At 36.5% G+C, this 13892-nt stretch carries 12 protein-coding genes; all 12 read left to right on the top strand.

The window, feature by feature from the left end; genetic code table 11:
• The first annotated feature begins 128 nt into the window (after positions 1–128).
• The gene (lepB, locus tag ACFQ3N_RS06235) at positions 129–689 is read left to right on the top strand and encodes a signal peptidase I (protein ID WP_390360578.1); all 561 of its coding nucleotides are present in this window, start codon (positions 129–131) and stop codon (positions 687–689) included.
• A gap of 6 nt (positions 690–695) precedes the next feature.
• Positions 696–1544: a ribosome biogenesis GTPase YlqF gene (gene ylqF / locus ACFQ3N_RS06230; protein ID WP_390360576.1), complete on the top strand. Its 849-nt coding sequence runs from the start codon at positions 696–698 to the stop codon at positions 1542–1544.
• 745 nt (positions 1545–2289) lie between these two features.
• Positions 2290–3060: a ribonuclease HII gene (locus ACFQ3N_RS06225; RefSeq protein ID WP_390360733.1), complete on the top strand. Its 771-nt coding sequence runs from the start codon at positions 2290–2292 to the stop codon at positions 3058–3060.
• A gap of 17 nt (positions 3061–3077) precedes the next feature.
• A complete protein-coding gene (locus ACFQ3N_RS06220; protein WP_390360574.1) occupies positions 3078–4883 on the top strand; it encodes a hypothetical protein in 1806 nt (601 codons plus the stop codon).
• Positions 4880–5161 (top strand): EscU/YscU/HrcU family type III secretion system export apparatus switch protein, encoded by a 282-nt coding sequence (locus tag ACFQ3N_RS06215; RefSeq protein ID WP_390360572.1) that lies wholly within the window; start codon positions 4880–4882, stop codon positions 5159–5161. Before ACFQ3N_RS06220 ends, ACFQ3N_RS06215 begins: the two co-directional genes overlap by 4 nt.
• 111 nt (positions 5162–5272) lie before the next feature.
• On the top strand, positions 5273–6433 hold the full coding sequence (sucC, locus tag ACFQ3N_RS06210; RefSeq protein ID WP_390360570.1) for an ADP-forming succinate--CoA ligase subunit beta: 1161 nt from the start codon (positions 5273–5275) through the stop codon (positions 6431–6433).
• Between the two features lie 72 nt (positions 6434–6505).
• Positions 6506–7408 (top strand): succinate--CoA ligase subunit alpha, encoded by a 903-nt coding sequence (gene sucD, locus ACFQ3N_RS06205; RefSeq protein WP_390360568.1) that lies wholly within the window; start codon positions 6506–6508, stop codon positions 7406–7408.
• 126 nt (positions 7409–7534) lie between these two features.
• The gene (dprA, locus tag ACFQ3N_RS06200) at positions 7535–8401 is read left to right on the top strand and encodes a DNA-processing protein DprA (protein WP_390360566.1); all 867 of its coding nucleotides are present in this window, start codon (positions 7535–7537) and stop codon (positions 8399–8401) included.
• A gap of 105 nt (positions 8402–8506) precedes the next feature.
• Positions 8507–10585, top strand: coding sequence for a type I DNA topoisomerase (gene topA, locus ACFQ3N_RS06195; protein WP_390360564.1), 2079 nt, complete (start codon positions 8507–8509; stop codon positions 10583–10585).
• Positions 10586–10988: 403 nt separating this feature from the next.
• Positions 10989–11900 carry a tyrosine recombinase XerC gene (xerC, locus tag ACFQ3N_RS06190; protein WP_390360562.1) on the top strand — a complete coding sequence of 304 codons (912 nt, stop codon included), beginning with the start codon at positions 10989–10991 and terminating at the stop codon, positions 11898–11900.
• A gap of 22 nt (positions 11901–11922) precedes the next feature.
• On the top strand, positions 11923–12468 hold the full coding sequence (hslV, locus tag ACFQ3N_RS06185; protein WP_390360560.1) for an ATP-dependent protease subunit HslV: 546 nt from the start codon (positions 11923–11925) through the stop codon (positions 12466–12468).
• Between the two features lie 20 nt (positions 12469–12488).
• Positions 12489–13880, top strand: coding sequence for an HslU--HslV peptidase ATPase subunit (gene hslU, locus ACFQ3N_RS06180; protein ID WP_390360558.1), 1392 nt, complete (start codon positions 12489–12491; stop codon positions 13878–13880).
• Positions 13881–13892 lie beyond the last annotated feature (12 nt).

Below are 13892 nucleotides of genomic sequence, written 5' to 3'. Positions count from 1 at the left end.
CCCATACGTCGCTTAATGGGCGCTTGCACTTTTGTTCTTTAATTAACATTAAAAAGTTTACGTAAAATGATATAATAATGCTAGCATAGAATAATACTATACATATTGTATGTTTCGGAGGGGAATACATGGCTAACCGGAAAAGTGAATGGTTTGACTGGGTGAAGGCATTATTAATTGCTTTTGCGTTAGCTTTTATCGTTCGAATGTTTTTATTCGCTCCAATTGTTGTAGATGGTCCCTCGATGTTACCAACACTCCATGACAGAGATCAGATGATTGTGAATAAATTTAGTTATCGCATCTCTGAACCAAAACGTTTTGATATTGTTGTTTTTCATGCATCTGCTCAAAAGGATTTTATAAAACGTGTTATAGGGTTACCAGGGGAACATATTGCAGTGGAGGATAATGCATTATATGTGGATGGAAATGAAGTTGAACAATCTTTTTTTAATGAACAAAACAAAAATATAAATTCGAATCAGACATTAACTTCTGATTTTTATTTGGAATATTTACCTGGGGGTTATAAAGAAATTCCAGAAGGCCAGGTTCTAGTATTAGGAGATAACCGGAGTAATTCTACCGATAGCCGTATACTTGGACTAATCTCAATGGATCAGATTGTTGGTAAAACGAATCTGGTTTACTGGCCATTAGATCGAATGCAGTTACTAGGAGAGTAGATAGTTATGGCAATTCAGTGGTTTCCAGGACATATGGCAAAAGCAAGACGTCAAGTGGAAGAAAAATTAAAGCTAGTTGATTTTGTTATGGAGTTAGTTGATGCCCGTGCACCACTATCGTCACAAAACCCAATGCTTCAAGAAGTATTACAAAATAAACCGAAGATGATTGTATTAATGAAAAGGGATCTAGCGGATCAGCGTGAGACTGATAAATGGATCTCCTACTTTAAAGAAAATAACATTACAGCAATAGCTATTAATGTAAATGACAAAGCGGACATTAAACGTGTTATTCAGCTTGGAAAAGAATTAGGGAAAGACAAAATGGAAAAACTTATGAAAAAAGGAATTCAACCAAGAGCAGCTCGAGCTATGATTGTTGGTATCCCGAATGTTGGTAAATCAACGTTAATTAATCGTTTAGCAAATAAAAATATTGCAAAAACAGGTGACAAACCGGGTGTTACGAAGCAACAATTATGGATTAAAGTGAAAAAGGACTTTGAATTATTGGATACCCCAGGAATATTATGGCCAAAATTTGAAGATGAGATAGTAGGTTACCGGTTAGCCGCAATTGGGACGATTAAGGACCAATTACTTTCATTGCAGGATATTGTTGCATTTGTTATTACATACATGCAAGAACATTATCCTGAAAAGTTAGAAGATAGGTATTCAATAACTAGAGACATGGATGATATGTTAGAAATTTTTGAGGCAATAGGAAAGCAGCGTGGAGCACTGGAAAGTGGGGGACATGTTAATTTTCAAAAAGTTTCAGACATTGTTATTCGCGATCTGCGAACAGGAAGACTTGGTAATATTACCTTAGAAACCCCACAAGTATAAAAGGCATGCATCCAAGGGTGGTGCCTTTTTAAGTTAAGGTTCATTTCATATATTTTGTTGCTTTTTAATCCTCGCAGTTGATGTAAAATGCGACGTAACTTGATGTGACGGTTAACCTACCGCTACGGAAATACACTTCGCTTTCCGTGGGCGGCTGATGAGCCTCCTCGAGCTAACGCTCTGCGGGGTCTCAACTAGGAGGCTGTCCGACGAAGTGAAATTGCCGAATATTTATTCAAAATATGGCGGATTATACATTAATAATTCAGTGTGAATGCATATATATTCACAGAAATTATTCCATCGGACAGCCTCCTAGGCCTCTGCTCCCACAGGAGTCTACGTGTAATTCCTCCGCTGTTATTTCTGTTACTGTCGTGGGACTGTATTAGTATTAATAAAACCCCTTACCAGTCAGGGTGAGCGGAGGGCGGTGACTCCTGCGGGAACAGCACGTGTCTGAAGACACCGAAGCGGTGGTTTTCCGCTTCGGAGGCTGAAGCCGTGCCCGCGGAAAGCATCCGCCCGTAGCGATCCCAGACGGCGGCAATAGCACGCGTTCTTAGAAATAAGCCTAAAGTTACGTCGCAGTTTACATCTAATGTGACAAAAACAATAATATTTTAGAAATCAAAACAGCCTAAACTATTGAAGAAATTTTTAATTTGGTAAGTGATTCTAGCTTTTGTTTTTACTACATAAAGAAAATAAAATGCCGATATTAAAAGGAAAGATAGGTGCTGAAATGGAACACAAATCAATTGCTATTTTAAAGCAATTATTTCAGGAAGATGAAATTAATGAAGATTTATTAGTGGATTTAAAAAATGATGAACGTAAAGGAGTTCAAGCTTTAATTAAAAGCTATGAAAATAAGAAACTGAAAGAAAAAGCACAAGAAAATAATTATTTGGAAATGTCCCGTTATGAACAGCGAAATTATGCAAATGGTTGTAAGTATGTAGCAGGTATGGATGAGGCTGGCAGGGGGCCGTTGGCAGGCCCGGTCGTAGCAGCTGCTGTTATTTTACCTAGAGACTTTAAATTATTAGGATTGAACGATTCAAAGCAATTAAACGAAACAACTCGTAATCGTTTCTTTACTATAATAAAGGAACAGGCTATAAGTTATGGGATATCAATTATTAACAGCCAAAAAATTGATCAGATTAATATTTATGAAGCTACAAAACTAGCAATGCGCAATGCAATAAGCCAATTGGATCCAGCGCCAAATCACATATTGATCGATGCTGTTAATCTTGGGGGACTCCCGTGTACATCTGAGGCAATTATTAAAGGCGATTCAAAAAGTATTTCAATTGCTGCTGCTAGTATTTTGGCTAAAGTTACGCGCGATAATCTCATGAGAGAAATACATAGTGAATATCCTATATATAATTTTGCATCAAATATGGGATATGGTACCAAGCATCATATGGAAACATTACTAGAGCACGGTGCTTCTCCTTATCACAGAAGGTCATATGCACCAGTAAGAAATATAGTTAATTAGTAATGGAGGTGGTTTAATTGAGCGTACATCACGTTTCTGGACAACGAACTTCGTTGGGAAAGACAACTGAGGCGTTAACAACACTAAGACCAGGGCAAATTATTCAGGGTAAAATTTTAAAAATATACCCCGATAATAAAGCACAAATACAACTTGGTTCACGCCAGATGGTTGCTCAATTGGAAGCCTCCTTATCTGTTGGTGGAAAGTATCACCTGCAAGTCCAATCCTCAGAAAGATTAGTCCATTTGAAGGTTATTGGTGATCAGTTGACAAATCAAACAGAAACTAATATCCAAAGACTTATGCATCATCTGGGACTGAAAGCTACCAAATCAACTAACGCTTTTATGCAGACGCTAGTTGATGAAAGAATTCCATTTGAAAAAGGACAGCTAACCAAAGCATTTCAGTTCTTACATGAGTCAAATAATAAAACACAAGCACAACAAGTGTTAAAAGAAATGATAGTTAATAAACTTCCGGTTACCGAGTCTATTTTTCAAGCCTTACATACGAAAAGCACAAATGGTTTTTCAGTTCAGATGCGTAGTCTATTACAACCATTAACTCAAGATATGAATCAAACACCTCTGCACCAGAATATGATCAATCGACTGAATCAGCTAACAGAAAGTTTTTTAACCAGTAAGGCCTCTTTAGTTAAGGAAATTATTTCAGAAGTATCTTCCAACAATCAATCATTCTTTAATGGCTTAAAGGCATCTGGAGCGATCAATTCATCTATGGAATTTTCACAATGGAAAACCGGGTGGGAACGATTCATGAAGCAACACAGTATACAATCATCTACTGTTTCCAATCAACAGATTACTCATGTAAAATTGCCATTTCAAATGGATGAAACGCAGGTTATGCAACGTTTGAAGTATATGATAAATCATAAAGCAGAAATAAGAGCTGACGCACAAGCACTAACACAAAAGTGGTCTAATGTAATAAACCAGACTGCTGCAAACAATCGAAATTTGTCAGCTCAACTTTTTTCAAAGCTACAACAAGATATTTCTCAAAAAGTGATGCCGTTAATCTCTAATCAGCAACAACAGCGTGGTAATAATCCAGCATCATTACGTCAGCTTCAAACAATGTTACAAACCATGGCAAATGAGCCGACGTTTACTAAAATAGAGCAATTTATTGCAAATGCTAAACAAGGGGAAGCATTATTTTCAGCTAGTCCAAGAGAACAATTTTTAACTCAAGTAAGGAATGTATTACAGCTTACAGGCTTGACGCATGAAAACGCAATAGCTCAAGATATCAAACAAAATCAAGTAAATACGATTAAATCTATGCTCATACAAATGGCTCAGCAAGGTGAGGGTATGACTCAAGAACGTTCAGGACAGCTATTGCATTTTATCAATGGCATGCAGCTACAATCGGTAAATGAATCAAGTAATTTTATGCAAGCAAGTTTGCAAATTCCAGGTGAGAAACTTGGCCTGAATAGCGATGTGGATTTAGAGTTTGAAGGAAAAAAAACGGAAAATGGGGAGATTAATCCTGACTATTGCCGGATTTTATTCTATTTAAATTTAGCTAATTTAAAAGAAACGGTTATTGATATGAATGTTCAAAAACGAACAGTTGCTATTACTATTTTAAGTGAAAAGGTGGAGCAGTTAGAGAATACCGCGCCATTAAAGAAGCTATTAAAAGAAGGTCTGGAAAGGCTTAATTATCAACTTTCAACTATAACATATAAGCCATATCAACAACAAGCAAATGACTCGAAGAAAAACACAGTTTTAAAAGCATATCAATCTTCTTATCAGGGAGTTGATTATAGAATATGACCGAAAAAAGAAAGCAAGCAGCTGCGCTTCATTATGATAAAACACAGGATTACGCACCTAGAGTAACGGCATCAGGTAAAGGTCTTATTGCTGAAAATATAATAGAAAAGGCAAAAATTAACAATGTACCAATACAGGAGGACTCCACTTTAGTTGAGTTATTAGCAGCATTAAATATAAATGAAACAATTCCTGAAGAATTATTTCAAGCAGTTGCGGAAGTTTTTGCTTTTGTATATCGTACAGACCAAAACCTGGAAAACTCAAACAAAAAATAAGTATTTTACTGAGATAATCAGATTAAATAATATAATTGTCGCTTTTTGTTGTGAAATTTGTTGTTTTTTTATACAATGGAAATGCAGTGATTTTTGATGGGAGGATGAATAATGAACATTCATGAGTATCAAGGCAAAGAGATTTTGCGAAGCTATGGTGTAAATGTTCCTAATGGGCATGTTGCATATACAGTAGACGAAGCTGTTGAAGTTGCACAAAAACTAGACAGTCCCGTTAAGGTAGTGAAAGCACAAATCCATGCTGGAGGCCGAGGTAAGGCTGGCGGCGTTAAAATTGCAAAAAACTTGGATGAAGTGCGTACATACGCAAATGAGATTTTAGGTAAAACACTAGTTACACATCAAACAGGCCCAGAAGGTAAAGAGGTTAAACGCCTACTTATCGAAGAAGGATGCGATATTCAAAAAGAATATTATGTTGGACTTGTGATGGATCGTGCTACTTCACGTGTTGTAATGATGGCATCTGAAGAAGGCGGTACGGAAATCGAAGAAGTTGCTGAAGCAACACCAGAGAAGATTTTCAAAGAAGTAATTGATCCAGTAGTTGGACTTTCTGGTTATCAAGCTCGTAGACTTGCATTCAACATCAACATTCCACATGAATTAATGGGTAAAGCAGTTAAATTTATGACTAGCCTTTATAGTGCTTTTGTTGAAAAAGACTGCTCTATTGCTGAAATTAATCCATTAGTTACAACTGGTGATGGTCAAGTATTAGCATTAGATGCTAAGTTAAATTTTGATGATAATGCATTATTCCGTCAAAAAGACGTACAAGAACTACGTGACTTAGATGAAGAAGATGAAAAAGAAATTGAAGCATCTAAATATGACTTAAGTTATATTTCTTTAGATGGTAACATTGGTTGTATGGTTAATGGTGCAGGTCTTGCCATGTCTACAATGGATATTATTAAACATTACGGCGGCGATCCCGCTAACTTCCTTGACGTTGGGGGCGGTGCAACTGCTGAAAAGGTTACCGAAGCATTTAAAATCATTTTGTCTGATCCTAATGTAAAAGGTATTTTTGTAAATATTTTTGGTGGTATCATGAAGTGTGACGTTATCGCTGAAGGTGTTGTGGAAGCAACGAAACAAGTAGGATTAGAACTTCCACTTGTAGTTCGTTTAGAAGGCACAAATGTTGAATTAGGTAAGAAGATTTTAGATGAATCTGGTTTAAACATTACATCAGCAGGTTCTATGGCTGACGGAGCAGAAAAAATTGTTTCCATGGTTAAATAAATCGTAAGCTTACTATGTGTATGTATATAATTTTTAAGCAATGTACAGATCATGAGGAAAGGACGGACGAAAATGAGTGTATATGTTAATAAAGATACCAAAGTAATTGTCCAAGGAATTACAGGTGGTACTGCGAAATTCCATACAAAACAAATGCTTGAATATGGTACGAAAATCGTTGGTGGTGTTACACCGAAAAAAGGCGGTACTGAAGTAGAGGGTGTACCTGTATTCAATACTGTAAAAGAAGCTGTTGAACAAACAGGAGCAACTGCGTCTGTCATTTATGTACCAGCACCATTTGCTGCTGACGCTATTTTAGAAGCTGTAGATGCAGAGTTAGATCTTGCTATTTGTATTACGGAGCATATTCCAGTAATGGATATGGTAAAAGTAAAACGTTATATGGAAGGTAAGAAGACACGCTTAGTAGGACCGAACTGTCCAGGTGTCATTACACCAGAAGAATGTAAAATTGGTATCATGCCAGGATATATTCATAAAAAAGGACATATCGGTGTTGTTTCTCGTTCGGGAACACTAACATATGAAGCAGTACACCAATTATCAGAAGCTGGTTACGGACAATCTACAGCTGTAGGTATCGGTGGAGACCCTGTAAACGGTACAGATTTTATAGATGTTTTAAAAGCGTTCAACGAAGACGCTGACACCGAAGCTGTAATCATGATTGGTGAAATTGGTGGAACAGCTGAAGAAGAAGCTGCTGAGTGGGTTAAAGCTAATATGAAAAAACCTGTAGTTGGCTTCATTGGAGGGGCAACTGCACCTCCAGGAAAACGTATGGGTCATGCTGGTGCGATTATTTCTGGTGGTAAAGGTACAGCAGATGAAAAAACACGAATTATGAATGAGTGTGGCATAAAAGTTGCTGAAACTCCAGCTATAATGGGCGAAACAATGATTAGTGCTTTAAAAGAAAAAGGTCTAGAAGAAAAATGTAAAACACATTAAATGAACCATGGGACCCAAAATTAATTTGGGTCCCAATTTCATAATACTTGTAAAGGAAGTGATTTTTTGCAGCAAGTTCGAAGTCGGCTGATTCATTTATTGAGATGTCGAGGAATATCAAGAAAGGTGTTACAAAAAATATTTCATTACGATCCTTCATTAAAAACAATCTACAAATTATCCTCATCCCAGATTAGTCACACATTTTTCATTCCTCAGAAATATGCAACTCTTTTATATGTAGACCTCCGTGACCCAGCAATTAAATCCCACATAAAAAACGATTTAAAGAACTATACTGTTATAACAATAGTTGACGAAGGATACCCTAGTGTGTTAAAAACTATAAATGATCCACCTTTAGTACTTTATGCTTACGGGGATGTTTCTTTAGTTACTCGTTCCCCAGCATTAAGTGTGATTGGTACAAGGAATCCTTCACATGAAGCAAAAGCTAAATTGATACATATTATGGCTCCTTTAATACAGGAAGGATGGGTCGTTGTAAGTGGTATGGCTAAAGGAGTAGACAGCTATGCTCACCAGTTATCTTTAAAACAAAAAGGCAAAACAATTGCTGTATTAGGTGGAGGGTTCCATCATATTTACCCTAAGCAAAATATGGAATTGTTCAAGCAAATAGTACAAGAGGGTTTAGTATTATCAGAGTATCCTCCTGATACGCAGCCAAAAAAGTTTCATTTCCCTGAACGAAATCGAATTATTAGTGGATTAAGCTTTGGGACATTGGTAATTGAAGCAACTGAAAAAAGTGGTACACTAATTACGGTTGATCAGGCACTTGATCAGGGGAGAGAGGTTTATGCTGTTCCAGGCTCACCTCTGTTGCCACAAACAAGTGGATGCAATCGAATGATACAAGATGGTGCAAAATTAGTTCAGGTAGCTAAGGATATTAAAGAAGACTGGGACAGAGGCCTTACTACTTGGGGTTTTATACCAACAAAGAGGAAAGAAAATATTTCCGATTAAACAAAATCTTGTCATTTCAAGTTTGACAAATGCTATGGATAAATTTAATATTAGTGAAGATTTCTAATTCTATTATTCGTAAACCTCATGTAGGAGGAATTATATATGTCAGATTACCTCGTAATCGTTGAGTCGCCTGCAAAAGCGAAAACGATTGAGCGCTATTTAGGAAAAAAATACAAAGTAAAAGCTTCCATGGGGCACATTCGAGACTTACCGAAAAGCCAAATGGGAGTCGATGTAGAAAATTCATTTCAACCAAAATACATTACCATTCGTGGAAAAGGTGATGTTCTTAAAGAATTAAGAACAGCTGCCAAAAAAGCAAAAAAGATATATCTAGCAGCCGATCCCGATCGCGAAGGAGAAGCGATCGCTTGGCATTTAGCACATATTTTAAATGTTGATGAAAACTCGGAGTGTCGTGTTGTTTTTAACGAAATTACAAAAGATGCGATAAAAGAATCATTTAAAAATCCTCGGTCTATTGATACCGATTTAGTAGATGCCCAACAAGCAAGACGAATCCTTGACAGGTTGGTGGGCTACAATATTAGTCCATTGTTATGGAAGAAAGTAAAAAAAGGGCTAAGTGCAGGACGAGTTCAATCTGTAGCAGTTAAAATGATTATTGATCGCGAAAACGAAATAGAAAAGTTTAAACCTGAAGAGTACTGGTCTATTGAAGCAAATTTTCTTAAGAATAATGATGAATTTGAAGGTGCTTTTTATGGAGTAAATGGGAAAAAGCAGGAATTAAAAACAGAAGAAGATATGAAGAATATCTTAAATAAATTACAGGACAAGAAGTTTACGATCGATAAAGTAAATAGAAGAGAGCGTAAGCGAAATCCCTCTGTCCCATTCACAACGTCTTCATTACAACAAGAGGCAGCACGAAAATTAAATTTTCGTGCAAAAAAGACGATGATGGTTGCCCAGCAATTGTATGAAGGAATTGATCTGGGTAAAAAGTCAGGGGGAATAACTGGTCTAATAACCTATATGCGAACAGATTCAACTAGAATCTCTGAAACCGCAAAACAGGAAGCTAAGGGCTTTATTGAAGAACAATATGGAAAAGAATACTTGGGACACTCTAAAAAGGCTAAAAAGCAAGAAGGTGCTCAGGATGCCCATGAGGCAGTTCGTCCTACCTCTGTTATTCGTGATCCTAAATCACTTAAGCCAATTTTGTCCAGGGATCAATTCCGACTATATAAGTTAATATGGGAACGGTTTTTAGCAAGTCAAATGGCTCCTGCAATCATGGATACGATGACAGTTCACCTTGTTAATAATGGTGTCGAGTTCCGTGCAACAGGTTCTAAGGTAAAATTTAAAGGGTTTATGAAAGTCTATGTTGAAGGTACGGATGATAACAAAAAAGAGGAAAATAAATTTTTGCCTAATTTGACAGAAGGTATGGTTGTTGAAGCAAAAGAAATCACACCAAACCAACATTTCACACAACCACCACCAAGATACACAGAAGCAAGGCTGGTACGTACGATGGAAGAACAAGGTATTGGTAGACCATCTACGTTTGCCCCAACCTTAGACACCATCCAACGCAGAGGTTATGTAAGTATTGATAATAAACGTTTTGTTCCGACTGAACTAGGGACAATAGTGATTGATATATTAAAAGAATTTTTCCCAGAAATTATTGACTTGGATTTCACTGTTAAAATGGAAGGTGACTTAGACTCGGTAGAAGAGGGGAAAACAAATTGGGTTAATATACTCGATGGATTCTATAAGGATTTTGATAAGCGTCTGCAAAGAGCAGAACAAGAGATGGAAAAAATTGAAATTAGGGATGAACCTGCTGGTATAGATTGCGAAAATTGTGGACATGAAATGGTCTATAAAATGGGTCGCTATGGTAAGTTTCTAGCATGTTCGAACTTTCCAGAATGTAGAAATACAAAGCCGATCTTAAAAGAAATAGGTGTTGGATGTCCCAAGTGTAAAGAAGGAAATGTTGTGGAACGAAAGTCCAAAAAGCGTCGCGTATTTTATGGCTGTGACCGATTTCCGGAATGCGATTTTGTATCATGGGACAAACCAATCAACAGACCTTGTCCAAAGTGTGAGTCTTTACTAGTAGAAAAGAAAAAGAAAAAAGAAACTCAGATCCAGTGTACCAATTGTGATTATAAAGAGCTCACACAAAATTAATGATAATTTGACTGCTCATTTTCAGTGAGCAGTTTTCCTTTGTATATTGTTTTATTTTCCTACAAATTTAAACTGATGAACATTTAGTGACAACTTACCAATAGTACGTAAAAAAGGTTTATATGGGAGCAAAAAAGGGCATACTATATAAACTCCTTTTCACGAATTTTTAATCGTATATAACTTTTTTGAATAATTCAATTGTTGTTTGTTGACTATTGTATTTGAAAAAGATATAATAACGCATTGGTAAGGATATTTACTTTACAGTAACAATAAGGGTTTTGCATGAGCTAAACGTAAAATAATAGCTTAAAGATTAATTCTGAATTTTTAGTCAAATGTGTTGCTTTCATGCTGTAATGTATGATATGATTTATTCGCTGTTTTGTGGGGTGAAAAATTGAATAATTATTCAGGAGACTGTCATGCATTTGTAGAATACTTACAAATTGAAAAAAACGCATCACCTTATACGATTAAGTATTATAAGAATGATCTTGAAACGTTCTTTTCCTTTATGGAAAGAGAAGGAATTGGTAACCTTCAAAACATAGATTATCGAGCAGTACGTTTATTTCTTACAGAGCTTTATAATAATAAACTAAGTAGAAGATCTGTGTCGAGAAAGATTTCGAGTTTAAGGAGCTTTTATAAATTTCTTGAGCGAGAAGATAAGGTTCTCACAAATCCCTTTAAACAAGTAACATTGCCAAAAACAAGTAATCCAATACCAGGATTTTTATTTACCGAAGAGTTAGAAAAGTTGTTTGAAGCAAATGATTTAGAAGATCCAATTGGGCAAAGAAATCAGGCGATCTTAGAAACACTTTATGCAACAGGTATGAGAATAAGTGAATGCGAAGGACTGCTTATAGGCGATATTGATTTTGCAATTGGTACAATGCTCGTAAAGGGTAAAGGAAAAAAAGAACGGTATGTTCCATTCGGACGTTTTGCTGAGGTTGCCTTAGAGACTTACATAAATGGTGGAAGAGAACATCTTGTAAAAAAGGCTAACACAAATACACAATCCGTCTTTTTGAATGCACGAGGCAGACCATTAACCTCAAGAGGAATTCGTCTGATTTTAAATAAAATGGTAGACAATACGGCCTTAACAGTTCACGTTCATCCACATAAATTACGGCATACGTTTGCTACACATATGCTTAATGAGGGTGCTGATCTTCGTACAGTGCAGGAACTTCTAGGACATGAAAATTTGTCATCAACACAAATTTATACCCATGTAACCAAAGATCATTTACGCAATGTATATATGAACAGTCATCCACGAGCTAATGATTCATAATTTGATCAAAGAGGTGAGGTAAGTGGCGATGGAAATGCATGCCACAACTATTTTTGCAATTTCACATAATGGGCAATGTGCAATGAGTGGTGATGGTCAAGTAACATTGGGAAATGCAGTTGTAATGAAACATAAGGCCAAAAAGGTTCGTACCTTATTTAACTCTCAAGTGTTGGCAGGATTTGCAGGCTCTGTTGCAGATGCATTTACACTATTTGAAAAGTTCGAAGGAAAACTGGAAGCTTTTAATGGGAATTTAGCTCGAGCATCTGTTGAGTTAGCCAAAGAATGGCGTAGTGATAAAGTACTTCGTAAATTAGAAGCAATGCTTATTGTAATGAATAAAGAAAACATGTTTTTAGTTTCTGGAACCGGTGAAGTAATCGAACCTGATGATGGTATTTTAGCAATTGGATCTGGTGGGAATTATGCATTGAGTGCAGGTCGAGCTTTAGCTAGGCATTCAAAGAATATGACTGCTAAAGAAATTGCGCAATCTGCTCTTGAGATTGCGGGAGAAGTTTGTGTCTATACGAATGATCAGATTACGTTAGAGGTACTTGATTAATAAGGAGGCCTTCGTGGAGAATGGGAATAGATTACACTCCGAAACAAATTGTTGGTCAGTTGGATCAATATATTATCGGTCAGAATAAAGCTAAAAAGTCAGTTGCTGTAGCATTGCGAAACCGTTATCGCCGTATGCAATTAGATGATTCCATTAAAGATGAGATTGTACCTAAAAACATTTTGATGATGGGTCCTACCGGTGTAGGTAAGACTGAAATTGCCCGAAGATTAGCGAAACTAGTTGGTGCCCCTTTTGTAAAAGTGGAAGCAACAAAATTTACCGAGGTAGGATATGTAGGGCGAGATGTTGAATCAATGGTTAGAGATCTTGTTGAAATGTCCTTACGTATGGTAAAGGAAGAAAAAATGAATGCTGTTATGGGTAAAGCGGAAGTGGAAGCGAATAAGCAACTTGTTCAACTCTTAGTACCACAAGTGAAAAAAGAAAGCTCGATGAAAAACCCCTTTGAGATGCTTTTTTCAGGCCAACAAAGTGATGAAGATGATAAAGAAACAAATCAAGATGAAGAAATCAAAAACAAACGCAATCGTGTTGAACATCAGCTGGCATTAGGTGAGCTTGAAGATAATGTGGTTACCGTCAATTTAGAGGAATTACCACCTTCTATGTTTGATATGCTACAGGGTTCAGGGATGGAACAAATGGGTATGAATATGCAGGATGCTTTTGGTCAATTTATGCCAAAAAAGAGTAAGAAGCGCAAACTCCCAGTATCTGAAGCTAGAAAAGTTTTAACACAGCAAGAGGCGGGAAAGCTTGTTGATATGGAGGAGGCAGCACAGGAAGCAATTAAGCTTGCTGAGGAAGCTGGGATCCTATTCATTGATGAAATCGACAAGGTTGCTGGGAAGCATGACAACTCACCAAACGTTTCCAGGGAGGGTGTACAGCGCGATATCTTACCGATTGTTGAGGGCTCTACTGTTGTTACAAAGCATGGTCCAGTGAAAACAGATCACATGCTCTTCATAGCAGCAGGAGCATTTCATATGGCTAAACCATCTGATTTAATACCTGAATTACAAGGAAGGTTTCCAATACGAGTAGAATTGGATAAATTAAATGTAGAAGATTTTAAACGAATTTTAAACGAACCTTCTAATGCATTATTAAAGCAATATCAGGCTTTATTGAAAACAGAAGGTATAAATGTTGTTTTTACCGACAAAGCTATAGACAGACTGGCAGAAATTGCCTATCAGGTAAATCAAGATACAGATAATATAGGTGCTAGAAGACTTCACACCATTTTGGAGAAATTACTAGAAGATTTGTCCTTTGAAGCTCCAGACATAAACATGGAAACAATTACAATTACCCCAGATTATGTCGATGAAAAGTTAAGTACTATTGTAAAAAACAAAGATTTAAGTCAATTTATACTATAAAAATTTTTTTAT

Source organism: Virgibacillus byunsanensis (assembly GCF_042675965.1).
Lineage (GTDB): Bacteria > Bacillota > Bacilli > Bacillales > Amphibacillaceae > Virgibacillus_R > Virgibacillus_R byunsanensis.
The sequence above is the reverse complement of the archived record's forward strand: the minus strand, read 5'-3'. Positions and strand labels throughout refer to the sequence as shown.

Coding starts and splice junctions, on each gene's coding strand:
- ylqF (WP_390360576.1), top strand. CDS start 696: ATGGCAATTCAGTGGTTTCCAGGACATATGGCAAAAGCAAGACGTCAA.
- sucD (WP_390360568.1), top strand. CDS start 6,506: ATGAGTGTATATGTTAATAAAGATACCAAAGTAATTGTCCAAGGAATT.
- ACFQ3N_RS06225 (WP_390360733.1), top strand. CDS start 2,290: ATGGAACACAAATCAATTGCTATTTTAAAGCAATTATTTCAGGAAGAT.
- lepB (WP_390360578.1), top strand. CDS start 129: ATGGCTAACCGGAAAAGTGAATGGTTTGACTGGGTGAAGGCATTATTA.
- ACFQ3N_RS06215 (WP_390360572.1), top strand. CDS start 4,880: ATGACCGAAAAAAGAAAGCAAGCAGCTGCGCTTCATTATGATAAAACA.
- sucC (WP_390360570.1), top strand. CDS start 5,273: ATGAACATTCATGAGTATCAAGGCAAAGAGATTTTGCGAAGCTATGGT.
- topA (WP_390360564.1), top strand. CDS start 8,507: ATGTCAGATTACCTCGTAATCGTTGAGTCGCCTGCAAAAGCGAAAACG.
- hslU (WP_390360558.1), top strand. CDS start 12,489: ATGGGAATAGATTACACTCCGAAACAAATTGTTGGTCAGTTGGATCAA.